The sequence below is a fragment of the Sphingomonas sp. BE138 genome (assembly GCF_031456125.1).
In the GTDB taxonomy this organism is placed as follows: domain Bacteria; phylum Pseudomonadota; class Alphaproteobacteria; order Sphingomonadales; family Sphingomonadaceae; genus Sphingomonas.
On the sequence record NZ_JAVDUC010000010.1, the window covers coordinates 66701 to 89518 of the forward strand.

General features: G+C 69.2%; 22 protein-coding genes. 15 read left to right on the forward strand and 7 right to left on the reverse strand.

The window, feature by feature from the left end:
* Positions 1-96: 96 nt before the first annotated feature.
* From J2Y58_RS13440 to J2Y58_RS13450, 3 genes are read left to right on the forward strand one after another with little or no spacing between them, the layout of a single operon-like run.
* A complete protein-coding gene (locus J2Y58_RS13440; RefSeq protein WP_310103899.1) occupies positions 97-393 on the forward strand; it encodes a hypothetical protein in 297 nt (98 codons plus the stop codon).
* 55 nt (positions 394-448) lie between these two features.
* Positions 449-1399: an aldo/keto reductase gene (locus J2Y58_RS13445; protein WP_310103901.1), complete on the forward strand. Its 951-nt coding sequence runs from the start codon at positions 449-451 to the stop codon at positions 1397-1399.
* Positions 1400-1406: 7 nt separating this feature from the next.
* Positions 1407-2030: a hypothetical protein gene (locus J2Y58_RS13450; protein ID WP_310103903.1), complete on the forward strand. Its 624-nt coding sequence runs from the start codon at positions 1407-1409 to the stop codon at positions 2028-2030.
* Here J2Y58_RS13450 and J2Y58_RS13455 read toward each other — a convergent pair whose 3' ends face one another.
* On the reverse strand, positions 2031-2669 hold the full coding sequence (locus J2Y58_RS13455; protein WP_310103905.1) for a DUF4893 domain-containing protein: 639 nt from the start codon (positions 2667-2669) through the stop codon (positions 2031-2033).
* The gene (locus tag J2Y58_RS13460; protein WP_310103907.1) at positions 2666-3451 is read right to left on the reverse strand and encodes a 3-hydroxybutyrate dehydrogenase; all 786 of its coding nucleotides are present in this window, start codon (positions 3449-3451) and stop codon (positions 2666-2668) included. The genes J2Y58_RS13455 and J2Y58_RS13460 overlap by 4 nt, the downstream gene beginning before the upstream one ends.
* A gap of 125 nt (positions 3452-3576) precedes the next feature.
* Between J2Y58_RS13460 and J2Y58_RS13465 the strand changes: the two genes are divergently transcribed.
* Entirely contained in the window at positions 3577-4488 is a 912-nt protein-coding gene (locus J2Y58_RS13465) for a neutral zinc metallopeptidase (protein ID WP_310103908.1), read from the forward strand.
* A 51-nt stretch (positions 4489-4539) separates the two neighbouring features.
* Here the strand turns inward: J2Y58_RS13465 and J2Y58_RS13470 are convergent, their stop codons facing one another.
* Positions 4540-5526: a nitronate monooxygenase gene (locus J2Y58_RS13470; protein WP_310104038.1), complete on the reverse strand. Its 987-nt coding sequence runs from the start codon at positions 5524-5526 to the stop codon at positions 4540-4542.
* Positions 5527-5990: 464 nt separating this feature from the next.
* Between J2Y58_RS13470 and J2Y58_RS13475 the strand changes: the two genes are divergently transcribed.
* From J2Y58_RS13475 to otsA, 7 genes are all read left to right on the forward strand, one after another.
* Positions 5991-6896 (forward strand): UDP-2,3-diacylglucosamine diphosphatase, encoded by a 906-nt coding sequence (locus J2Y58_RS13475; protein ID WP_310103910.1) that lies wholly within the window; start codon positions 5991-5993, stop codon positions 6894-6896.
* Positions 6897-6901: 5 nt separating this feature from the next.
* A complete protein-coding gene (locus J2Y58_RS13480) occupies positions 6902-7918 on the forward strand; it encodes a glycosyltransferase family 1 protein (RefSeq protein ID WP_310103913.1) in 1017 nt (338 codons plus the stop codon).
* Between the two features lie 99 nt (positions 7919-8017).
* Positions 8018-8695, forward strand: a complete 678-nt coding sequence (locus tag J2Y58_RS13485; RefSeq protein WP_310103915.1) for a DUF1013 domain-containing protein — start codon at positions 8018-8020, stop codon at positions 8693-8695.
* A 180-nt stretch (positions 8696-8875) separates the two neighbouring features.
* A complete protein-coding gene (locus tag J2Y58_RS13490; protein ID WP_310103917.1) occupies positions 8876-9547 on the forward strand; it encodes a hypothetical protein in 672 nt (223 codons plus the stop codon).
* Between the two features lie 47 nt (positions 9548-9594).
* Positions 9595-10338: a trehalose-phosphatase gene (gene otsB / locus J2Y58_RS13495; protein ID WP_310103919.1), complete on the forward strand. Its 744-nt coding sequence runs from the start codon at positions 9595-9597 to the stop codon at positions 10336-10338.
* A complete protein-coding gene (locus J2Y58_RS13500; RefSeq protein WP_310103920.1) occupies positions 10335-12116 on the forward strand; it encodes a glycoside hydrolase family 15 protein in 1782 nt (593 codons plus the stop codon). Before otsB ends, J2Y58_RS13500 begins: the two co-directional genes overlap by 4 nt.
* Complete coding sequence (gene otsA, locus J2Y58_RS13505; RefSeq protein WP_310103922.1) at positions 12113-13507, forward strand: alpha,alpha-trehalose-phosphate synthase (UDP-forming); 1395 nt, start codon at positions 12113-12115, stop codon at positions 13505-13507. Before J2Y58_RS13500 ends, otsA begins: the two co-directional genes overlap by 4 nt.
* 118 nt (positions 13508-13625) lie before the next feature.
* On the opposite strand, the gene J2Y58_RS13510 is transcribed toward otsA, so the two are convergent.
* From J2Y58_RS13510 to J2Y58_RS13520, 3 genes are all read right to left on the reverse strand, one after another.
* Entirely contained in the window at positions 13626-14711 is a 1086-nt protein-coding gene (locus J2Y58_RS13510) for a mechanosensitive ion channel domain-containing protein (protein WP_310103924.1), read from the reverse strand.
* A gap of 64 nt (positions 14712-14775) precedes the next feature.
* Positions 14776-16404, reverse strand: coding sequence for a long-chain-fatty-acid--CoA ligase (locus J2Y58_RS13515; protein WP_310103926.1), 1629 nt, complete (start codon positions 16402-16404; stop codon positions 14776-14778).
* 107 nt (positions 16405-16511) lie between these two features.
* Entirely contained in the window at positions 16512-18311 is a 1800-nt protein-coding gene (locus J2Y58_RS13520) for a peptide MFS transporter (RefSeq protein ID WP_310103928.1), read from the reverse strand.
* A 125-nt stretch (positions 18312-18436) separates the two neighbouring features.
* Between J2Y58_RS13520 and J2Y58_RS13525 the strand changes: the two genes are divergently transcribed.
* The 3 genes from J2Y58_RS13525 to J2Y58_RS13535 all read left to right on the forward strand — a co-directional run bounded on the left by J2Y58_RS13525 (position 18437) and on the right by J2Y58_RS13535 (position 19971).
* Entirely contained in the window at positions 18437-19009 is a 573-nt protein-coding gene (locus J2Y58_RS13525) for a nitroreductase (RefSeq protein WP_310103930.1), read from the forward strand.
* 104 nt (positions 19010-19113) lie between these two features.
* Positions 19114-19470, forward strand: a complete 357-nt coding sequence (locus J2Y58_RS13530) for a GntR family transcriptional regulator (protein WP_310103932.1) — start codon at positions 19114-19116, stop codon at positions 19468-19470.
* 15 nt (positions 19471-19485) lie between these two features.
* Positions 19486-19971: a hypothetical protein gene (locus J2Y58_RS13535; protein ID WP_310103935.1), complete on the forward strand. Its 486-nt coding sequence runs from the start codon at positions 19486-19488 to the stop codon at positions 19969-19971.
* A 135-nt stretch (positions 19972-20106) separates the two neighbouring features.
* On the opposite strand, the gene J2Y58_RS13540 is transcribed toward J2Y58_RS13535, so the two are convergent.
* Positions 20107-21789 carry an acyl-CoA dehydrogenase gene (locus J2Y58_RS13540; protein ID WP_310103937.1) on the reverse strand — a complete coding sequence of 561 codons (1683 nt, stop codon included), beginning with the start codon at positions 21787-21789 and terminating at the stop codon, positions 20107-20109.
* Between the two features lie 34 nt (positions 21790-21823).
* Between J2Y58_RS13540 and J2Y58_RS13545 the strand changes: the two genes are divergently transcribed.
* Complete coding sequence (locus tag J2Y58_RS13545; RefSeq protein WP_310103938.1) at positions 21824-22753, forward strand: L-threonylcarbamoyladenylate synthase; 930 nt, start codon at positions 21824-21826, stop codon at positions 22751-22753.
* Positions 22754-22818: the final 65 nt, after the last annotated feature.

Consider the following 22818-nt stretch of genomic DNA (forward strand, 5'->3'; position numbering starts at 1 on the left):
GGGTCAACGCAGGACGGCGATGAACCTTTTGCCCGCGTGTTTCGTTCGCCTTGCCGCTGCGGCTATTGTGCCCGCGTAACAAACAGGGAGACTCCCATGAAGCGTCTGTTCACTTCCACGCTGATCGCTGCGACCGCTTTGGGTCTGGCCGCGTGCAGCGAGCGTGCGCAGAACGAAACCGCCGAGGCCGGCAACGCGATCGCCGCCGATACGCAGGCGACCACGGCCAACGCCGTCAACGATGTCGATGCCGCTACGGATCGTGCGCTCGACAAGGCCGAGAACAGCCTCGACCGCACTGGCGACGCGCTGAAAAACACCGGCGATCGTGCCGCGGATGCGACCGGCAACGCGATGGTGCGCGCCGGCGAGGAACTGCGCGACCGCAATTGATCCGATCGGGCCGCCACCATTCCCGGCGGCGGCCATCCTCCCGCGAAGGACCGACATGACCGACCTGCGGCGCCTGGGCGCTTCCGACTTGCGGATCACGCCGCTGGTACTCGGCGGCAACGTGTTCGGTTGGACCGCCGACCGCGCTGCTTCGTTCGCAGTGCTCGACGCTTTCGTCGCCGGCGGCGGCACGTTGATCGACACCGCCGACGTCTATTCGGCATGGGTCGACGGGCACCAGGGCGGCGAATCGGAGACGCTGATCGGCGAGTGGCTGAAGCAGAGCGGTCACCGTGAGCGCGTGCTGCTCGCGACGAAGGTCGGTATGCTGCCAGGCGAAGGCGGCGAGAAGCTGGCGCCGGCACGGATCGTTGCGGCATGTGAGGCGTCGCTGCGCCGGCTCGGCACCGATCGCATCGACCTTTATTTTGCGCACCAGGATGACGACGCGCAACCGCAGGAGGCGGTCGCCGAGGCGTTCGCGCGGCTGGTGCGCGACGGCAAGGTGCGCGTGCTGGGCGCGTCCAACTTCCACGCCGCCCGGCTGAAGTCCGCGATTGAGATTGCGCGCGCGGCCGGACTTCCGCATTATCAGGTCCTGCAACCCGAATATAATCTCGTCAGCCGCGAGAAGTTCGAAGGGGAGCTGCAGGATTATTGCGTCACCGAGAATATCGGCGTGACCCCCTATTATGGATTGGCTTCGGGGTTCCTGACCGGCAAATATCGCTCCGGCGACGACCTGTCCAAAAGCGTGCGCGGCGCACGGATGGGCGAGTTGCTGGAGGGAAGGGGGCGCGCGGTGCTGGAGGCAATGGACGCGGTGGCCGACGAGATCGGCGCGACCTTGCCGCAGATCGCGCTGGCATGGCTGATCGCACAGCCGGGCGTCACTGCGCCGATCGCGAGCGCCACCTCTACCGGCCAGCTCGACGAGTTTATGGGTGCGCTCACGGTGCGGCTGAGCCGCGAACAAGTTGAGCGGCTGACGCTCGCCGGTGCGTGACGCGGTCGTGCGTCGCTGGCTCTTGCGCGCCGCGCTATTGCTGGTCGCGGTTGGTGCGGGGCCGGTGCAGGCGGCGGTCACGATCACCTTTTGGAGCCGCGATTTCGGCAACACCTTCCCACACGCCTTCTTCATGCTGCGCGGCACTCCCGACGCCGGCGGCACGCCGGTCGACGCGGCCTATGGCTTCACCGCCAAGTCGCTGACCCCTGCGATCCTGTTCGGCAACGTCGCCGGTAGGGTCGAGCGTCCCAAACCCTTCTACATCAACGGTAGCCACGTCCGCTTCTCGCGTACGCTGACCGACGCGCAATATGGCGCGATTCTTTCATTGGTGCGCGAGTGGCACGAGGAGACCGGCGACGCGACGTACAACCTCAACAAGCGCAATTGCGTGACCTTCGTGCGCGAGGCGGCGCGCCGCGCCGGGTTGACGATCGTCGATTTTCCCAAGCTGATGAAGAAGCCGACCGGCTATCTGCGCGCGGTGGCCGGCGCGCAGCCGCAGGCGGTGACCATAATCGACAAGACGGGTAAGGAATACCTACCGACGCTGCCGCCGCTGTCGGGCGCGGTACCGATCGAGGCGCCGGTCGCCGCTCCGGCCGACCGTCCGGGCAAGCGCAGATAGCTACTCCGCCGGGACCAGTTCCAGCACGTCCAGCGTCGATTCAAACGCCGGATAGGGCATCACCAGCCGCCAGCGCCGCTCGCCGATGCGCTCGACCCACCCGGCGACGTCACGCGTCCGGTCGATCCCGTACGCATAGGCGCGCGCCTCGTCCCCGAGCATGAGCGTTCCAAGGAAGACCGCGCGGTTTGCGTCGGCGCGGTAGATGACGCCGACCTGTCGCTGCGACCCGGTCAGCTTGACGAGTTGCGCCTCCCCGTCTGCCGCCGCCGTGACACGGCATTCGAACCACGGATAGCCAGCGAAGCCCGCACCGGCCGGCCCCTGGCGCCCCAGCTTGAAGGCGCGGCAGCGATAGGCGCCGACCGGCGGGATAGGACCGGGGAGGGCGGCATCGATCGACAGCAGCGCGCCGTGGGTGATCAGCGCCGGTCCCGCCGCGTCGCGTGCCTGCGCCAGCGCGGTCACCCAGGCGTCGCGCCATCGCCGCAGCCGATCGCGATCCGCGGGCGTCGCCGAACGCCGCCAGTCGCTCGGCTCCGCCGCGAGCGGCGGGGGCGGTGAGGCGACCGGCGCTACTCCCGGCCGCGCACCACAACCGGCCAGACACAGCAGCAACGCGCCGGCGGTGCGCCTCACGCCGCCGTCCAGCCACCGTCGACCGACAGGTTCGCGCCCGTGATCGCCTTCGCCTCGTCACGGCACAGGAACAGCGCCAGCGCAGCGACCTGTTCGGGCGTGACGAACTCCTTGGTCGGCTGCGCGGCCAGCAGCACGTCGTCGATCACCTGTTCGCGCGTCAATCCGCGCGCCGTCATCGTATCGGGGATCTGCTTCTCGACCAGCGGCGTCCAGACATAGCCCGGCGAGATGCAATTGACGGTGATGCCATCCGGCGCGGTTTCCAGCGCGACGGTCTTGGTCAGCCCGACCAGCCCGTGCTTGGCGGCGACATAGGCCGATTTGTTGGGGCTGGCGACCAGGCTGTGCGCCGAGGCGGTGGAGACGATCCGCCCCCAGCCGCGCGCGCGCATGTGCGGCACCGCGGCGCGCATCATGTGGAAGGCGCTGGTCAGGTTGATCGCGAGGATCGCGTCCCATTTCTCGGGCGGGAAGTCAGCGATCCCGCAGACATATTGGATGCCGGCATTGTTGACGACGATGTCGGGGCCGCCCCACGTCGCATGCGCGCGCGCCACCATCGCCGCGATCGCCGCCGGATCGGCCATGTCGGCGGCGTCGTGCAGTGCCTCGCCGTCACCCAGCGCGGCGACCGATGCGCGCGCATCCTCGATCGCGTCGGCGTCGCCCAGCCCGTTGAGCATGACGTGCGCGCCCGCCCCGGCCAGCGCTTTCGCCACCGCCAGGCCGATGCCCGAGGTCGATCCGGTGACGATCGCGCTCTTGCCCTTCAGGAACATTGCCACCCTCTCTATGCCTCGGTTGCCCTTCCATCGGCGAGCGCGCGCGGCGTTGCAACCCGCATGCGGGCGCGCGCATTCATGCCGTATCGGCAACGACCCGCTCTTTTGGGGGAGCTTTCGGCATGCGGCTCGACGATTACGACAACGATATCAACGTGGGTGAGGCGCGTGGCGGCGGCGGCCTGGGCGGTGGGGGCGGCGGCGGATTTCTGCTCGGGCTTTTGCCGTTGATCGGCAGCCGCTTCGGTTGCGGCGGAATCGTGGTCGTGCTGCTCCTGCTGGCGGTGTTCGGTGGGCTGGGCAATCTCGGCAGCATGCTGGGTGGCGGCACCGGGGCCGGTAGCGCTCCCCAGGTCGGCGCGCCGCCCGCACGCGAAACGGTGCAGCAGGTGTGCGACGTCTCGACCGCGCGCCGCGACACCTGCCGCGCGTTCAGCAACGCGCAGAACACCTGGGAAAAGATCTTCGCGCGCGAGAACCAGCGGTTCAGCCCGCCCAAGCTGCAATTCTTCACCGGCAGCGGCGAATCGGGCTGCGGCGCTGCCATGTCGGCGATGGGACCGTTCTACTGTCCGACCGACAACGGCATCTATCTCGACACCAGCTTCTTCGACGAGCTGGCGAACAAGTACAAGGCGGGCGGCGACTTTGCGCAATATTACGTGATCGCGCACGAATTCGGTCATCATATCCAGAACCTGCTCGGCACGTCGTCCGAGGTGCAGCAGGCACAGCGCCGCGCCGGCGAGGCGGAGGGTAACGCGCTGTCGGTGCGGCTGGAGCTTCAGGCGGACTGCTACGCGGGCGTGTGGGCGGCGATGAACCGCGACCGGCTCGATCCGGGCGACGTCGAGGAAGGGATGCGCGCGGCGCAGGCGATCGGCGACGACACGCTGCAACGCCAAGCGCAGGGCCGCGTCGTGCCCGACAGCTTCACCCACGGTACCTCGGCGCAGCGGCAGGCGTGGCTGCGGCGCGGGATTGAGAGCAACGGCAATCCAGGAGTCTGCGACACCTTCTCGGGCGCGATCTGATGAAGGCGCGGTCGCGAGGGCATGGCCGTCGCGACCCGCGTCATGGCCGCCCTAGCGGCTTCGCTTCTCGAACGCTTGCGCGGCTTCTTCCATCAGCGTGGCGATGATGTCGGCGATCGGCTCTTCCTTCGTGACCATGCCGACCGACTGGCCCGCCATCACGCTACCATGCTCGACGTCGCCGTCGATCACCGCGCGGCGCAGCGCGCCCGCCCAATAATGCTCGATCTGCAACTGCGCTTCGGCCATCGCCACGCTGCCCTCGTCCAGCGATTGCGCGACCTCGCGTTGACGGGCAGTGAACAGCTCGCCACCGGCATTCTTCAGCGCGCGGACCGGGATCACCGGCAACCGCGGGTCGATCTGCACGCTCGCCACCGCATCGCGTGCCGAGGCGCGAATGAACGCCTTCTTGAAATTGGCGTGCGCGATGCTTTCGGTCGCGCAGACGAAGCGGGTGCCGAGCTGGACGCCTGCCGCCCCCATGTCGAGATAGCCCGCGATCGCCTCGCCGCGCCCGATCCCGCCGGCAACGAACACCGGTACGACCTCAGCCAACTCGGGCAGCATTTCCTGCGCCAGCACGCTGGTCGACACCGGGCCGATATGGCCGCCGGCCTCCATGCCCTCGATTACGAGCGCATCGACGCCCGAGCGGACCAGCTTCTTGGCCAACGCCAGCGTCGGCGCGAAGCAGATCGCCTTGGCGCCGCTCGCCTTGATGGCCTCCAGCGAGCCTTTCGGCGGCAGCCCGCCCGCCAGCACGACGTGGCCGACCCGATGTCGCGCGCACACGTCGATCAGCGCGGTGAGATCGGGGTGCATGGTGATCAGGTTCACGCCGAACGGCCGCTCGGTCATCGCCTTGGTCGCGGCAATCTCGGCATCGAGCAGCGCCGGCGTCATCGCCCCGCATGCGATTACCCCGAACCCGCCGGCGTTCGACATCGCGGAGACGAGATTCCGCTCCGACACCCACGACATCGCCCCGGCCATGATCGCCACGTCGCTGCCCAGGAAGCGTGCGCCGCGCTCCATGCGCGCGGACAGGCGTTGCGCGCCGATGGTCGGGACGGCGGAGGCAGGCGAAACAGGGGCGAGCGTGTCGGTCATCGCGCCTGACTAGGCACGGCGACCGCGCGTGGCAACACGGGGGTGGAGCGTCCGATCACGCAATCGGTTTCGGTGATCGAAACAATGATGCGGGAAGGTCAGCATTGCCGCCTTTTCGGGACCATCGCCTGATGTCATAGCGGTGTCACAACAAACATAGGTGAGGACGCTGCAATGGTCGCCCGGTACAATTTTTCGCCCCGTCGTCGTGCCGCGGTGCTGGCCGCGCTGATCGTCGGCAGCTGGAGCGTGATCGCGCTCGCGGCGGACGCGGCCGCGCATCTGGTGCGCTGACGCGAAAGCGTCACCGTTCGGCCATCGCGCCGTCACCACGGCGAGACGCGGGCGTCACATGACGGCGGCATAAGCGCGGCGAGGGAGAGCCGCTTATGCCGCCGATCGCCGACACGCCCTTGTTGACCTCGAAAGCGCCCGGCGCCGAGCAACTCGCCGACGTCACCGACCTGTTCGATTTCGCGAGTTCGCGTCCGCACCGACCGGAGGAACCGGTCGGCGACCGCCGCCGCTATCGCACCATCTGGATCAGCGACGTGCACCTCGGCACGCGCGGCTGCAACGCCGACATGCTGATCGACTTCCTCGACCATGTCGACAGCGACACCATGTACCTGGTCGGCGACATCGTCGACGGGTGGCAGCTCAAGAAGCGCTTCTACTGGCCCGCTGCACACAACGACGTGATCTGGCGGCTGATGAAGCGCGCGCGGCGCGGTACCCGGATGATCTACATTCCGGGGAACCATGACGAGATGTTTCGTCAGTTCGCCGGGCTGGATTTCGGCGGGATCAAGATTCGCCGCAAAGCGGTGCACGAGACCGCCGACGGCCGGCGCCTGCTGGTGCTGCACGGCGACGAGTTCGACGCGATCACGCTGTCGCACCGCTGGCTCGCGCATGTCGGCGATGCCGCCTATACCGCGTTGATGACGCTCAACCGTGCCGTCAGCGCGGTACGCCGCAAGTTCGGCATGCCGTACTGGTCGCTCAGCAAGCACGCGAAGGCAAAGGTAAAGAACGCGGTCGCGTTCATCTCGCGCTTCGAGGAGATCGTCGCCGAGGCCGCGGGCAGCCGCGGGGTCGACGGAGTGGTCTGCGGCCACATCCACACTGCCGAGATGCGCGACATCGCCGGCATCGCCTATTATAACGACGGCGACTGGGTGGAGGGCTGTACCGCGCTGGTCGAGCATTTCGACGGCACGATGGAGATTCTCCACTGGGGCGACGAACTCGCGCGCCGCGCGACCCCGCCCGTGACCGCGCTGGCCGCCTGACGACGATGCGGATCGCGATCGTCACCGACGCGTGGGCCCCGCAGGTCAACGGGGTCGTCCGCACGCTCGAGAACGTCATCGCCGAGCTACGCAAGGACGGTCATCAGGTGCTGGTCGTCTCGCCCGCCGATGCGCCCTCGCTGCCGTGCCCGACCTATCCCGAGATCCGGCTGGCGCTGATGCTGCCCGCGAGCGTCGGGCGGCGGATCGCGACGTTCGGGGCGGAGGCGGTGCATATCGCCACCGAAGGGCCGCTCGGCATCGCCGCACGCCGCTGGTGCCGGTCGCGGCATCTACCGTTCACGACCGCGTATCACACGCAATTTCCCGATTATGTCGCGGCGCGTACCGGCGCCGACCCGGAATGGATCTGGCGCTACGTCCGCTGGTTCCACGCCCCCGCCGCCGCCGTGCTCGCCTCCACCCCCACGATCGAGCGTGCACTGAATGCCCACGGCCTGCCGCGCGTCCGTCGTTGGGGTCGCGGGGTCGCGCCGCTGTTCACCCCCGAGGGCGCGCGCGACGCGACGATGGCGGCGCTCGCCGGCCCCGTGCTGCTCCATGTCGGGCGTGTGGCGGTGGAAAAGAATGTCTCCGCGTTCCTTGCCGCCGACGTTCCGGGCACGAAGGTGGTGGTCGGCGATGGCCCGGCGCGGGCGGCGCTCGAACGGCAATTCCCCGAAGCGGTGTTCCTCGGCGCGCTGTTCGGCGAGGCGCTGGCGGCTGCGTACCGCACCGCCGACGTGCTCGTCTTCCCCAGCCGCACCGACACGTTCGGGCTGGTGATGATCGAGGCGCTGGCGTGCGGAACCCCGGTCGCGGCCTATCCGGTCGCCGGCCCGGTCGACGTGTTGACGCCGGAGACGGGCGCGATGGCGGATGACCTGCGCGCGGCGATCGCGCGCGCGCTGACGCTCAATCGCGCCGCCTGCGCCGAAGCGGGCGCGCGTTTTACCTGGCCGGCCAGCGCGCGGCAGTTCCTCGACGCGCTGCAACCGTTCGAAGTCGCGCAGGCGGCGTGAAGGCGCGCTTGCCCTGACGCGCGCCACGCACTAAGTCACCCTGCAACAGGCGGCCGCTCCGGTAAGGGGCGGCCCTTTGCATTTATGGAGACCGCCCGCATGGCCCAGCCGCTCATGCCCCACGCGACCGCCTCGTGGCTCGTCGACAATACCGCGCTGTCGTTCGAGCAGATCGCCGATTTTTGCGGCCTGCACATTCTGGAGGTGCAGGCGATCGCCGACGATACCGCCGGCACCAAGCTGACCGGCCGCGATCCGGTCCGCGCGCATGAACTGACGCAGGAGCAGATCGACAAGGCGCAGGCCGACCCGAATTACCGCATGGTGATGACCAAGGGGCCGGAGCAGGTGCGCCGCACGAAAGGTCCGCGCTACACGCCGGTCAGCAAGCGGCAGGATAAGCCGGACGGCATCGCCTGGATCATCCGCAACCACCCGGAGATTTCGGACGGCGCGATCAGCAACCTGATCGGCACCACCCGCACGACGATCGCGGCGATCCGCGATCGTAGCCACTGGAACATCGGCAATATCACTCCGAAGGATCCGGTGACGCTCGGCCTGACGACGCAGCGCGAGCTGGACGCCGCGGTCAACAAGGCGGCCAAGGCGGCGGGGATCGAGCAGGCCCCGACCGATACGCGCCTGGACGGCGACCGCGAAGCGCTGATCGCGTCGCTGCGCGCCGAGCGTGAGCAGGCCGCGCGCGACGCCGAAGCCGCCGGCGACGGCGAAGCTCCGGCGCGCCCGGCGTTCGAGGACCCGTTCCGCCGCTGACAGCTCGCTCGGGGGAAACGCCGCTCGCGTCAGCGTGCGCGCGCATGGCCCGCAGATCCCGGCGGAACCTGGTCGACGACTCGCCTCACCGCGTCTGACGCACGGCGCACCCGCCGGACTCTTTCGCACGACCGCTCGCGGTGGGAACGCGGGTGGTCGCGTTCGAAAAGGGGATCCTCGATGCGCTTGCGCCTGTCCGCCGCCGTGGCGGCGTCACTGCTCGCCGCCGCCTGCTCGCACCGGCCGCCCGCTGCACCCCCGCCGCCGCCGCCGGCGCCCGTGGCGGTGATGGTGCCTGCGCCGATGCCGGTGGGGGCGCGGGTGGGGATGCGGATTCCGGCGCGGCTGCCGGACGGGCGCTGGGCGACCCCGAACGTCGGACTGTCGGCGGCGGGCACCACCTGGCACCTGCGCGCCGCGCTGAACGTCGCGGTGCTGGCGTGCCACGGGCCGCAGCAGGCGACAATGGTCAATCAATACAATACCCTGCTCAACACGCGCAAAGCCGAGCTCGCCAATGCGCAAACCGCCTTGCAGCAGGAATATCGCGCCACCCGCGGCAAGGAATGGGAGGATGCGTTCGACGACCAGATGACGCGGCTCTACAATTTCTTCGCCCAGGACTTCGCGCACGGTGGCTTCTGCGCGGCCGCGGGTGACACGTTGGGCGCGATAATAACAACGCAGGGAGCACAACTGCCCGCATTTGCCGCACAACGGTTGCCGATTCTGGAAGCGCCGTTCACCGATTTCTTCACCGCGTACGATCGCTGGCGTTCGGGCGCATTGGTCCGCGCCGCCGACAGCGTAGCGCCCGCGGCTGCGCCGGTCGGGACCGCCGCGACCGGATGATCGTTGCGCAATGGCATCGAAATCGCGCGCGCGGGGTTTGAAGCGGGATGAGCGACCTTCCGCCCCCGCCGCCCGCGTTGCTGACCGACGCCAGCCTGTTCCTCGACTTCGACGGTACGTTGGTCGAGATCGCCGGCACGCCTGACGGCGTGGTCGTGGGCGAGGACGTCGCGCCGCTGCTCACGCGGCTCGGGAACGTCCTGCGCGGGGGCGTGGCGATCGTCAGCGGCCGCCCCGTGCACGAGGTGCGCGCGCTGGTCGCCCCGGCCGCGCTGGCGATCGCGGGGAGCCACGGGCTGGAGATCGCCGCGGTCGACGGCAGCATCGCCGCGCCCGACCGCCCGGCCGCACTCGACAGCGCGCTGGACAGCGCGCGCGCGTTCGCGGACGCGCATCCCGGGACCCTGGTCGAGGACAAGCCGTTCGGCGTCGGGCTGCATTACCGCGGCGCGCCCGAGACCGGCCCCGCGGTCACCGCGCTTGCCGACGAACTGGCCGCGACCCACGAGCTTCACGTCCAGCATGGCAAGATGGTGGTGGAGCTGCGGCTGCCCGGACGCGACAAGGGCGCGGCCGTGGAGTGGCTGATGCGGGAACCGTTACGGCAGCGCACGGTTCCTTTGTTCGTGGGGGATGACGTGACCGATGAGGCCGGCTTTGCCGCCGCCGCCGCGCTGGGCGGCGCGGGCGTGCTGGTCGGAGCCGCTCGCGACACCGCCGCCACGTACCGGGTCGACGGCGTCGCCGACGTGCTGGCCTGGCTCGACGCCGCATGCAGGGAGATGACATGACGACGCTGGATCTGTGGCCGATCGGCAATTGCCAGGTGAGCGCGCTGGTCGATCGCGCCGGCCGCTTCGTCTGGGGCTGCGTACCGCGCGTCGATGGCGACCCGCTGTTCTCCTCGCTGCTGGGCGGGGAGGCGCCCGAGAGCGGCTATTGGGGGATCGCGCTGGAGGACAGCGTATCGATCGAGCAGGAATATATCCGCAACACCCCGATCCTGGTCACCACCCACCGCGATTCACACGGCGGCGCAATCGAGGTCATCGACTTCTGCCCGCGTTTCCAGCGCGAGGGACGGACCTACCGACCGGTCGCCTTCGCGCGCATCGTCCGCCCGATCGCGGGCAGCCCGCGCGTCCGCATCGCGCTTCGCCCGACCTGCGGCTGGGGCGGGGGATGCCGCGAGCAGGTCGGCGGCTCCAACCACCTGCGGCTGCTGCTCGACACGCTCGCGCTGCGGCTGACCACCACGGCGCCGATCGCGATGGTGCAGGGCGAGCACGCCTTCCGCGTCGAACGCCCGCTGCACTTCTTCCTGGGACCGGACGAGAGCTTCCAGGGCGATCTCGCCAGCACCGTCGACCTGATGCTGTATCGCACGACGCAGGAATGGCAGGGCTGGGTGCGCGGACTCGCCGTGCCGCTGGAATGGCAGGAAGTGGTGATCCGCTGCGCGATCACGCTGAAGCTTTGCCAGCATGAGGAAACCGGCGCCATCGTCGCGGCGCTGACCACCTCGGTCCCCGAACATGCGGGGTCGCAGCGCAACTGGGACTATCGCTTCTGCTGGATCCGCGACGCTTATTATACGGTGCAGGCGCTCAACCGACTGGGGGCGCTCGACGTGCTGGAGGGCTATCTCGGCTACCTCCGCAACATCGTGGACGGCGCGCGCGGCGGGCATATCCAGCCGTTGTACGGCGTGCTGGGCGAGGCGCAGCTGCCCGAGCGGATCGAGGAGGCGCTGCCCGGCTATCGCGGCATGGGGCCGGTACGCGTCGGCAACCAGGCGGCCGAGCAGATCCAGCACGACGCCTACGGCCAGATCGTGCTGTGTTCGGTCCACGCCTTCTTCGACCATCGCCTGTTCCGGCAGAGCGGCGTCGAGGATTTCGAGGCGCTGGAGCGCGTCGGCGAGCGCGCCTGGGCCTATTACGACCAGCCGGACGCCGGGCTGTGGGAGCTGCGGACGCGCCAGAGCGTCCACACCTATTCCAGCGCGATGTGCTGGGCGGCGTGCGACCGGCTGGCCAACGCCGCCGAGCGGCTGAAGCTGCCCGAGCGCGAGCGGCTGTGGTCGGAGCGTGCGCAGGTGATCCGCGACCGCATCGAAAGCGCGGCGTGGCGCGAAGAGACGCGCCGGATGTCCGCGACCTTCGGCGGCGACGATCTCGACGCCAGCGTGCTGCAACTGCTCGACCTGCGGTTCCTGGAAGCCGACGACCCGCGCTTTCTCGATACGCTGGTGGCGATCGAAAAAGGGCTCCGGCGGGGATCGACCATGTTGCGGTACGATACCGAGGACGATTTCGGCCTTCCCGAAACCGCCTTCAACGTCTGCACCTTCTGGTTGATCGAGGCCCTGTTCCTCACCGGGCGCAGCGACGAGGCCCGCGTCCTGTTCGAGGAGATGCTGTCGCGCTGCACCGCCGCCGGGCTGCTGTCGGAGGACATCGATCCCCAAAGTGGTGAGTTGTGGGGAAATTATCCGCAAACCTATTCGTTGGTCGGCATGATCAACTGCGCCGCCATGCTGAGTAAACCGTGGAGTAGCATCCGTTGAACCGCCTGATCGTCATCTCCAACCGCGTCAGCGCGCCGAAGGGCTCGACCGCCGGCGCACAGGGGGGGCTGGCGGTCGCGCTCGCCGCCGCACTGCGCGATCGCGGCGGCATGTGGTTCGGCTGGTCGGGGGAACAGACCGACCAGTTCACCGGCCATATCAACTTCCAGCGCAATCAGGGCGTCACCACCGCGACCGTCGACCTGGAGGAGCAGGACGTCCAGGAATATTACGACGGCTACGCCAACCGCACCCTGTGGCCGCTGTTCCACTATCGCATCGACCTGGCCGAATATGAACGCGACTTCGCGGGCGGCTACAAGCGCACCAACCAGCGTTTCGCCGACACCGTCCGCCCGCTGATCGAGCCGGGCGACGTGATCTGGATCCAGGATTACCATATGTTCCCGCTGGGCGCCGAGCTGCGCGAGCGCGGGTGCGACAACCGGATCGGCTTCTTCCTGCACATTCCGTGGCCGCCGCGCCGCCTGCTCGGCACGCTGCCCAATGCGCGCGAACTGGTCGAGTCGCTGTTCGCCTACGACCTGATCGGCTTCCACACCGAGGAATGGCTGGAAAGCTTCTGCGATTTCGCGCGGCACGACATGGGTGCCGTGATCGAGAACAATATCGCCACGCTCGGCGACCGACGCGTCGAACTCGTCGCCTGCCCGATCGGGATCGACGCCGCCGAGTTCGCGGAGATGTCGAAGAGCGTGCCCGCACGGCTGGCCTATCGCCGGATGCGCGACAGCGCCGACGGGCGCGACATGATCGTCGGCGTCGACCGGCTCGACTATTCCAAGGGGCTGGAGGAGCGTTTCCTCGGCTACGAACGCTTCCTGATCGAGCACCCGGAGGAGCGAAAGGAAGTGTTCCTGCTCCAGGTGGCGCCGCCCAGCCGGGTGTCGGTGGAAAGCTACCAGCGGATCCGCCAGTCGCTGGAGGGCCTGTCCGGCCGCATCAACGGCGCCTATGCCGATGTCGACTGGGTACCGATCCGCTACGTCAACCAGGGCTATCCGCGCGACCAGCTCGCCGGCATCTATCGCGCCGCCAAGATCGGGCTCGTCACCCCGTTGCGCGACGGGATGAACCTGGTGGCGAAGGAATATGTCGCCGCGCAGGACCCCGAGGATCCCGGCGTCCTCGTCCTCTCGCGCTTCGCCGGCGCCGCCGAGCAGATGACGGAGGCGCTGCTGGTCAATCCGTACAGCGCCGAGGAAGTGTCCGACGCCATCTACCAGGCGCTGCGGATGCCGCGCGAGGAGCGCGTGCGGCGCTGGCGGACGCTGATGGAGGGCGTGCAGGCGCAGGACGTCACGTGGTGGGCGCAGACCTTACTGTCGGCGCTGGAGCGCACCCCGGTGGCGGACGACGCGGTGCATTGAGGCGCGTTCAGGCTTAACCCGGCCCATTTCGTTCGGGCTGAGCCTGTCGAAGCGCGGGGACCGGATGGAGCGCCTGGAACACGCGCTTCGACAGGCTCAGTGCGAACGGTGATCCAAGCTATACCGTCACGTCCCGCGCGACATACGCGCGGTGGCGCAGCAATGCGGCGGGCTGCTCGGCGCGGATGTGCGCTAGCAACGCCTCGCGCACGTCGCAGCGCAGGTCGAAGGCGACCGCGGCGTCCTTGGCGGTCATCAGCCCGCGCAGTTCGACCGAGCCGTCCGGCTTCACGTCGGTGACCTGCAGGTTCCAGAAGCGCCCGTCCCAGCGCGGATTGGCGGTGACGATCTCGCCCAGCTTCACCCGCAGCGCATCGACGTCGGCGGCGGCATCGACATACCAGAACACGCTGCCCAGCAAGGCGCTCGACTGCCGCGTCCAGTTCTGGAAGCTTTGCTCCAGGAACTTGGAGACGGGGACGACCAGCCGGCGTTCGTCCCAGATCTTGACCACGACATAGGTCAGCCGGATTTCCTCGATCCGCCCCCATTCGTTGTCGATGATGACCACGTCGTCGATGCGGATCGGCTCGGTGAAGATCATCTGGAACCCGGCGATCAGGTTCTTGAGCGCCGGTTGCGCGGCCGCGCCCACCGCCAGACCGGCGAGCCCCGCCGACGCGGCGAGCGTGACGCCCAGGCTGCGCACGCTGGGGATCGTCATCAGCATCGTGCAGATCGTCACCAGCATGATGACGGACACGATGATCCGCTGGAAGATGCCCAGACGCGTGCGCCGTCGCCGGGCGCGCAGATTGTCCGCGACGCTGATGTCGGCGTGGCGGATCATCACGTCGGTGATGGTGCCGACCGCGACGATCGCGCACCAGCCCAGCAGCCCGGGCACCAGCAGCGCGGCGATCCGTCCCCAGACGGTCGCCTGCGCACGCGTCAGGTCCAGCGCGGGCTGTACCGCCGCCAGCGCGATCGCCAGCATTAGCCAGCGCAGCAGCTTGCGGATCCGCTCGACGAACAGCGCGCTGGCGCTGTCCGGCCGCGCCGCGGTGGCGCGCCGCGCGACCCAGATGACGATCCGGTGCAGCACCAGCGCCAGCGCCAGCGCGAGCGCCACGTACAGCACGTCGGACAGCCAGCCGGGCAGATCGTGCAGCCAGCCCCGCGCGGTCCTGATCCAGTCCGCCATCGCCTCTCTCATCTCGTCGGTGGTCAGGCGCGTAACGATATCGCGGGGTGGGGTGTTCCGGATGCTATTCGGGCAGCCGGTAATCCCCGAACTGCCGACGCAGCAGCTTCTTGTCGATCTTGCCGGTCGCCCCCAGCGGGATCGCCTCCACGACCACCACGTCGTCGGGCATCCACCAGCGGGCGATCTTGCCGTCGAGGAACGCGAGCACGTCCGCCTTGTCGGGCACGGCGCCGGGCGCGGGCTGCACCAGCAGGATCGGGCGCTCGTCCCATTTCGGATGCGGCACCCCGATGACGGCCGCCAGCGCGACCGCGGGATGCGCGGTGGCGATGTTCTCGATCTCGATCGAGCTGATCCACTCGCCGCCCGACTTCACGATGTCCTTGGCGCGGTCGGTGATGTGCATGTAGCCCGCGGCATCCAGCGTCGCGACGTCGCCCGTGTCGAAGAAGCCGTCGGCGTCGAGCACCGGCGTGTCGTCGCGGAAATAGCCGCTGGTGATCGTCGGCCCCTTGATCAGCAGCCGCCCGGACGTGGTGCCGTCGTGCGGCAGGCGCGCGCCGGCATCGTCGACCAGCCTGAACTCCAGCCCGACCTGCAACCGCCCCTGCATCGCCTTGCGCCGCACCTGCTCGTCATACGGCTGCGCCAGCACGTCGGCGGTGGGGGAGGAGAGGGTGGCGAGCGGCGAGGTCTCGGTCATGCCCCAGCCCTGCACCACCTCCACGCCGTAATCGTCCTGGAACGCGCGGATCAGCGCGGGCGGCGGCGCCGCCCCGCCGATCACGACGTGGTGCAGCGTCGAGAAGCCACGCCCGGTGCCGCGCAGATATTGCAGCAGACCCTGCCACACGGTCGGCACCGCCGCGGAGAAGGTCACGCCCTCCTGCTCGATCAGCTCGAAGAGCGACTCGCCGTCCATGCGCGCGCCCGGCAGCACCAGCTTGCACCCGGCCGCGGGCGCTGCGTACACGACGCCCCACGCATTGGCGTGGTACATCGGCACGACCAGCAGCACCGTCTCGCGCTGCGTCAGCCCCAGCGCATCGGCCTGGAGCGCCATCATCGTGTGCAGGTAATTGGAGCGGTGCGAGTACAGCACGCCCTTGGGATCGCCGGTCGTGCCCGAGGTGTAGCACAGCCCGCACGCCAGCCGCTCGTCGAACCCGCCCCAGGTCGCGGCCCCGGCATGGCCCGCGATCCATTCGTCGAACGCCACCGCCGGGAAATCGACCGCCGGCATGGCCGCCGCGTCGCACAGGAACACGACGGTCTCCAGCGTCGGCACGTCGCGCGCCAGCCGTGCCGCGAGCGCGGCGCAGGCCGGGTCCGCGAACAGCAGCCGGTCGCCGGCGTGCGCGGCGATCCAGGCGATCTGCTCGGGAAAAAGTCGCGGGTTGAGCGTGTGGAGCACCGCGCCGATGTTGGTCGTGCCGTACCACGCCGCCATGTGGCGCGCGCCGTTCCAGCCGAGCGTCGCCACGCGGTCGCCGCGCGCGATCCCGGCGGCGCGCAGCGCGTCCGATACCCGCCGTGCGGTGTGGGTCAGGCGACGGTAGTCGGTGCGGGTGACCGTGCCATCGCCTTCGCGGGTCACGATCTCGCGGTCGCCGTGCCAGGTCGCGCCGTGATCGAGGAAGCGATCGACCGTCAGCGCGGTGTCCTGCATCAAACCGAACAATTCCGGCATCCCTGCTCCTCTGCTGCCCGCTCACGAAAACGGCGGCGCCCGATCCCGGTTCGCCGCCGTCGTGCTGCCAGAACGGGTCGGGCTTGTCGCGTATCGATTGATGTCGATTACTGGACGCCGTGCATCCATTTCTTGATGAACGGCGACAGAAGGATCAGGAGCACGCCGATCACGGTCGCCGCGATGCCGATCGTCGAGAAGACGCCGTTGTAGGTGTCGAGGCTGACCTTGAGGTTGGTGACCTGCCCGCCGACCGTCTCGACGCTGGCGACCTGCGCGATGACGCCGGCGACATATTGCGCGACCGAGATCGACAGGAACCAGACGCCCATCATCAGTCCGACGACACGCACGATCGACAGCTTCGTGATCATCGACAGGCCGACCGGCGAGATGCACAGTTCCGCGACCGAATGGATCAGGTAGAGCCCGGCCAGCCACCAGATGGCGACCTTGAAGTCCGCCCCGGCGAACTGCCCGCCCAGCACGAGGAAGAGGAAGCCGATCCCGACGAGCATCAGCGCGATGCCGAACTTGATCGGGATCGACGGCTCGCGCCCCGCCGCTGCCAGCCGCGTCCACATCGCGGCCATGATCGGCGCGAAGACGACGATGAAGAAGGCGTTGAAGAACTGCGTCTGCCCCGCCGACAGCGAGAACAGCCCGAACACCGACAGATCGGTGTTGCGATCGGCGTAGAGTGTCAGGCTGGACCCGGCCTGTTCGAACATCGTCCAGAAGACGACGTTGAACACGATCAGCACCATCGCGGCCAGCATCATCTGGAATTCCACGCGCGAGCCGTTGGCGAACGACCAGATCAGGATGCCCGGCACCGAGATCAGGAAGGTGCCGAACAGCAGCTTCCCCATCAACGGCAGCGCCAGCACATAGCCGACGATCCCGGTCCCCGCGACCGGCTCCGGCGCGTTCATCAGGTTGGTGAACAGCAGGTAGAACAGCGGCACGCCGATCAGCGCGGCGGCATAGATGCCGAGCGCGCGGTCGGGCTGACCGGGGCGCACCGGCGGCTCGCCATAGCCGTTCAGGCGCCCGCCATCGAACTGGATCAGCGACCAGGAGGTCAGCATCCCGATCGCGGCGAGGCCGAAGCCGGCCCACCAGCCGACGGTGGTCGCCAGCAGCGGGCAGAGCAATTGCGACAGCGTGGAGCCGAGGTTGATCCCCATGTAGAAGATCGTGAAGCCGGTGTCGCGGCGTCGGTCGCCGGGGGCGTAGAGCTCGCCAACCATCGTCGAGATGTTGGGCTTGAAGAAGCCGTTGCCGACCGACACCATGCACAGCGCCAGCAGCATGACCGTGACGTAGAACGGGCTGCGTTCGCCGTCCGACTGGAACCCGCCCTTGGCGACCACGCGTTCGGGCCGGCCATCGGCGCCCAGCAGCGCGACGGTGCCGTCGTCATTGCCCTTGATCGCCAGCCGCTTCGCGCCGTCGAGCACGTAGCGCGTCTCGGCGCCGGCGGCGTTCTTTTCGATCGCGACCTCGTAGCGCTGCCCGTCGATCGTCGCGAACGGCCGGGCGGTGTCGCCGCCGAAGCACAGCGTGAAATAGCCGAGCGCCATCAACACCGCGCCGAACTTCACCGCGCGCTTCGACCCCAGATACTGGTCGGCCAGATAGCCGCCGATCAGCGGGGTCAGATAGACGAGCGCGGTATAGCCGCCGTACAGCCCGGTCGCCTGCCGGTCGCCGAACAGGAAATGCTGCGTCAGGTACAAGGTCAGCAGCGCGCGCATGCCGTAGAAGCCGAACCGCTCCCACATCTCGGTCGTGAACAGCCGCGCGAGCTGGCGCGGATGGCCGAACCACGTCGCCTCCTGCGCCGGATTGACGTGTGAAATATCCGGCTCTCGCGGCGAATCCGCGGTTGGGGTGTCCACCATGTGGGGAAGAAGCTCCTGAACGTCGGTCGATCGTCCGCGCCGTGCGGCCGATGATGTTGCCGCGGAGACTAACGGCAAAGCCGGCGCTGTAAATATCCTGTCATCTGGCGTAGGGCGCCGCGGTGATGTTCAACGACCTTTCCTCGCCCTTGTCGCTGCTGGCGACGCGCCGTTCCGGCAAACCGCGCGATCTGGTCGCGCCGGGACCCGATCATACGCAATTGGTGGAGATGATCCGCCTTGCCGGGCGCACCCCCGATCACGGCAAGCTGGCGCCGTGGCGGTTCGTGATCGTCGGCGACGAGCGCCGCGACGCGCTGGCCGCGTTGCTCGTCGACGCCTACCGTGCCGAACGCCCGGCGGCGGGGCGCGCCGAGCTCGAGGCGATGGAACAGTTCGCCCGCCAGGCGCCCGCGCTGGTCGTCGCGCTTTCCAGCCCGCGCCCCGACAGCCACATTCCGTTGTGGGAGCAGGAGTTGTCGGCGGGCGCGGCGTGCATGAACCTGCTCCACGCGGTCCATGCACACGGCTTCGCGGCCGGTTGGCTGACCGGGTGGCCCGCGTTCTCGGACCGGGTGCGCGATGCCTTCGGGCAGGCGCCGGAGCGGATCGTCGGCTTCGTCTTCATCGGCACGCCGGGCCGCCCGCTGGAGGAGCGACCGCGCCCCGACGACGCACGGCTGTGGAGCGATTGGTAGTCCCGACCGCCCCCAAGGGCCGGGCGGGCACTCCAAGCGGCATGCCCGCCCTTGCAAACATTAGCTTTACTCGACAAGCCGCCTACATGCTGTATTAAGGCAGCATGGCAGCGCTCAGCAACGACGACTCGCCCGTCTACCTCCGCCTGCGTGGCACGATCGCCGCGGCGATCCTGCGCGGCGAGTTCGGCGCGGGCGACCAGCTTCCCTCGGTCCGGGCGCTCGCCGCCGAACATGGCGCCAATCCGCTGACCGTGGCCAAGGCCTATCAGAGCTTCCAGGACGACGGCTATGTCGAGGTCCGGCGCGGGGTCGGGATGTTCGTGCTGCCCGGCGCCGCGGAGCGTCTCCGCACCGCCGAGCGTGAGGATTTCGTCGCGCAGCAATGGCCGCGTATCCGCGAGCGGATCGAATTGCTCGGGCTGGACGTCGCCATGCTGCTGGAACGCGCCCCGGCGTGACGCTTTGATCGCGCCATGCGTGTTCCCCTTTCCCTGATCGCGACCGTCGCGGTGCTCGCGGGCTGCCAGCGGCAACCCGATCCTGCACCGGCACCGTCCCCGAGCATCGCGTCGCCGACGCCCAGCGCGCCACCCGAGGCTCCGGCCGATCTCTCGCGCTTTGCCGGCGAGTACCCGACCGAGGGCAAGGATGGCGCGCCCAGCTTCCTGCGCCAGCCGCTGGTGCGCGCGGCGGTGGCGGGGGTCGTGCCCGACGCGGACGTTCGCGCACTGGTGCTCGGCAGCGACGTCACCGCGACGCCGGTTGCGATGGTGGACGGCAAGCTGGTCGCCTTCGGGTGCGAGCCGCACAATTGCGGCCCGCACAATTGGGCGATCGCGATCCGCCCCGACGGCACCGACGCCGCCGTCTGCCTCTACGACCAGGACCGCCGCATCGCGCGCTGGTATCCGGAGGACGCGGAACCGGCGCCGACGAACGGGTGTCCGTCAGGGGAATAACGGCCGGCGCCCGGCCTGGCGCGCCATTCCCCTACTACCTTTCGCGGTCGTGCTGGGCCGTTCGAAGCACGCGTGTGAGCCGGAGCGCCTTGGGCACGCACTTCGACAGGCTCAGTACGAACGGTGGTCCTGCGTTCAGAACGCGTCCGCCGGCAGCGCGTACAGCACCGATGCGTCGGCGGTCGCCGCCGCCTCCAGACCGAGCGCCTCGGGCACGATCTGGTCGAGGTAGAAGGCGGCTGCCGTTTTCTTCACCGCATCCGCATCGCCCGCGCGGGCCTGTCGTTCCATCAGCCAGCCGCAGGCCGCGACCGACAGCATCGTCATGAACGGATAGCTCGCGGCCTGTCGATCGTCGGCGTTCGCGCCCTGCAACCGCCGCCCGATCCCCTCGCACGCGTCGATCAGTCGGACGAGCGCCGGATGCGCCGCCTCCGCGCACATGTCCGCGATCAGATCCGCAAACGCCCCGCCGTTCGACAGCGCCAGCTTGCGCCCGACCAGATCCGCGGCCTGGATACCGTTCGTGCCTTCGTAGATCGGGGTGATGCGCGCGTCGCGGAAGTACTGCGCCGCGCCCGTCTCCTCGACATAGCCCATGCCGCCGTGCACCTGCACCCCCAGCGATGCGACCTCGTTGCCGAGATCGGTGGCATGCGCCTTGGCGAGCGGGGTCATGATCTCCAGCCGCTCCCGGGCGCGCGCATCGCCCAGGGTCGCCCGGTCGACCTGCCCGCAGGCGTAATAGACGAGCGCCCGCGCCGCCATCGTCTGCGCCTTCATGCGCAGCAGCATCCGGCGCACGTCAGCATGCTCGACGATCGCCGCCGCCTTGCCTTCGCGCGCGCCCTGCACGCGGTCGCGCGCATAGGCGGCGGCCTTCTGCGTCGCGCCCTCGGCGACCTGCACGCCTTGCAGCCCGACGTTGAGACGGGCGTTGTTCATCATCGTGAACATCGCGCGCATCCCCCCGAACTCGGGGCCGATCAGCTCGCCCACGCAATCGTCATGGTCGCCGAACGACAGCACGCAGGTGGGCGAGGCGTGCAGCCCCATCTTGTGCTCGATCGACACCACCCGCACGTCGTTGGGCGTCCCGTCCAGCCGCACCTTGGGCACGAGGAACAGCGAGATTCCGCGCGTCCCCGCCGGCGCATCGGGCGTCCGCGCGAGCACCAGATGGACGATATTGTCGGTCAGGTCGTGGTCGCCGAAGCTGATGAAGATCTTCGTGCCCTTGATCAGGAAGGTGCCGTCGCCGCGCGGGGTGGCGGTGGAGCGCAGCGCGCCGACGTCGCTGCCCGCCTGCGGCTCGGTCAGGTTCATCGTGCCGGTCCATTCGCCGGTCGCCAGCTTCGGCAGGTACGTCGCCTGCTGCTCGGGGGAGCCGTGGTGCGCCAGCGCCTCGATCGCGCCGACCGTCAGCGTCGGCGCGAGCGCGAACGCCATGTTCGCAGTGCCCAGCGTCTCCAGCACCGCGGCCTGCACGACGAACGGCAGGCCCTGGCCGCCCCATTCTTCCTCGACGCCGATCGTGCCCCAGCCGCCCTCGACATAGGCGCGGTACGCGTCGGCGAAGCCCTGCGGCATCCGCACGCCCTCGGGCGTCCATGTCGCGCCGACGGTGTCGCCGACCTTTGCCAGCGGGGCCCATTCGCCGTGCGCGAATTGCGCGATGCCGTCGAGCACCGCCTCGATCACGTCGGGGCTGGCGGCGGCGAAACGCCCGGCGGCGGCGATCTCGTCCAGGCGGACGACATGGTCGAGCACGAAGCGCTGGTCGGCGGCGGCGCTGGAAAGGGCGGGGGCGAAGGACATTTCTCTCTCTCCTGTGCAGCCGCTATAGCTCGTCATGATGAACGCTCAATCCCCCGTCATTCGACGTTACGGCATGGCCGCGGTGCAGGAAGCGGCGGGGGTAATTCGTGCCGGCGGTATCGTCGCGGTCCCGACCGAGACCGTCTACGGACTCGCCGCCGACGCGCGCGATTCGGCTGCGGTGGCGCGCATCTACGCCGCCAAGGGGCGGCCGAGCTTCAACCCGCTGATCGTCCATGTCCTGGATCTGGCGGCGGCGGCGCGGATCGCGGTTCTCGACGCGGACGCGCATGCGCTGGCGGCGCGGTTCTGGCCGGGGCCGCTGACATTGGTGCTGCCGGTCAGGGCGGGGGCGGGGATCGCCTCGCTGGTGACCGCAGGGCTGGAGACGATCGCGATCCGCGTTCCCGCGCACCGTGCGATGCGCGCGCTGCTGGCGGAGAGCGCGGCGCCGCTCGCCGCACCCTCCGCCAACGCCAGCAACGGCATCAGCCCGACCCGCGCCGGCCACGTCGCCGCCAGCCTTGGCGCGCGCGTGCCGCTGATCCTGGACGACGGCGCGACCGCGGCGGGGGTCGAATCGACGATCGTGGCCGGACGCACGATCCTGCGACCGGGGCCGGTGACCGCGGAGATGTTGCGCGACGTGCTGCCGGTCGCGGCAGGTGGCACGGCGCATGTCAGCGCGCCGGGACAGCTCCCCACGCATTACGCGCCGCGCAAGCCGTTGCGGCTGGAGGCGGTTGCGCGGGAAGCGGGGGAGTGGCTGATCGGCTTCGGCACGGTCGAGGGCGACGATACGCTCTCGGCGACCGGCGACCTGGATGAGGCCGCAGCACGCCTGTTCGACGCGCTGCACCGCGCCGACGCCAGCGCCGGCGCGAGGATCGCGGTCGCGCCGGTGCCCGAGGCGGGGGTCGGCGTGGCGATCAACGACCGCCTCCGCCGCGCGGCGCATCGGTAAGTCCGGGCAACAAACCGTCGTCATCCCCGCGGAGGCGGGGATCCAGACGCGCAGGTCTTCGCAAG

Coding starts and splice junctions, on each gene's coding strand:
- J2Y58_RS13440 (WP_310103899.1), top strand. CDS start 97: ATGAAGCGTCTGTTCACTTCCACGCTGATCGCTGCGACCGCTTTGGGT.
- J2Y58_RS13445 (WP_310103901.1), top strand. CDS start 449: ATGACCGACCTGCGGCGCCTGGGCGCTTCCGACTTGCGGATCACGCCG.
- J2Y58_RS13460 (WP_310103907.1), bottom strand. CDS start 3,451: ATGTTCCTGAAGGGCAAGAGCGCGATCGTCACCGGATCGACCTCGGGC.
- J2Y58_RS13465 (WP_310103908.1), top strand. CDS start 3,577: ATGCGGCTCGACGATTACGACAACGATATCAACGTGGGTGAGGCGCGT.
- J2Y58_RS13470 (WP_310104038.1), bottom strand. CDS start 5,526: ATGGAGCGCGGCGCACGCTTCCTGGGCAGCGACGTGGCGATCATGGCC.
- J2Y58_RS13475 (WP_310103910.1), top strand. CDS start 5,991: ATGCCGCCGATCGCCGACACGCCCTTGTTGACCTCGAAAGCGCCCGGC.
- J2Y58_RS13480 (WP_310103913.1), top strand. CDS start 6,902: ATGCGGATCGCGATCGTCACCGACGCGTGGGCCCCGCAGGTCAACGGG.
- J2Y58_RS13485 (WP_310103915.1), top strand. CDS start 8,018: ATGGCCCAGCCGCTCATGCCCCACGCGACCGCCTCGTGGCTCGTCGAC.
- J2Y58_RS13490 (WP_310103917.1), top strand. CDS start 8,876: ATGCGCTTGCGCCTGTCCGCCGCCGTGGCGGCGTCACTGCTCGCCGCC.
- otsB (WP_310103919.1), top strand. CDS start 9,595: ATGAGCGACCTTCCGCCCCCGCCGCCCGCGTTGCTGACCGACGCCAGC.
- J2Y58_RS13500 (WP_310103920.1), top strand. CDS start 10,335: ATGACGACGCTGGATCTGTGGCCGATCGGCAATTGCCAGGTGAGCGCG.
- J2Y58_RS13510 (WP_310103924.1), bottom strand. CDS start 14,711: ATGGCGGACTGGATCAGGACCGCGCGGGGCTGGCTGCACGATCTGCCC.
- J2Y58_RS13515 (WP_310103926.1), bottom strand. CDS start 16,404: ATGCCGGAATTGTTCGGTTTGATGCAGGACACCGCGCTGACGGTCGAT.
- J2Y58_RS13520 (WP_310103928.1), bottom strand. CDS start 18,311: ATGGTGGACACCCCAACCGCGGATTCGCCGCGAGAGCCGGATATTTCA.
- J2Y58_RS13525 (WP_310103930.1), top strand. CDS start 18,437: ATGTTCAACGACCTTTCCTCGCCCTTGTCGCTGCTGGCGACGCGCCGT.
- J2Y58_RS13530 (WP_310103932.1), top strand. CDS start 19,114: ATGGCAGCGCTCAGCAACGACGACTCGCCCGTCTACCTCCGCCTGCGT.
- J2Y58_RS13535 (WP_310103935.1), top strand. CDS start 19,486: ATGCGTGTTCCCCTTTCCCTGATCGCGACCGTCGCGGTGCTCGCGGGC.
- J2Y58_RS13540 (WP_310103937.1), bottom strand. CDS start 21,789: ATGTCCTTCGCCCCCGCCCTTTCCAGCGCCGCCGCCGACCAGCGCTTC.
- J2Y58_RS13545 (WP_310103938.1), top strand. CDS start 21,824: ATGATGAACGCTCAATCCCCCGTCATTCGACGTTACGGCATGGCCGCG.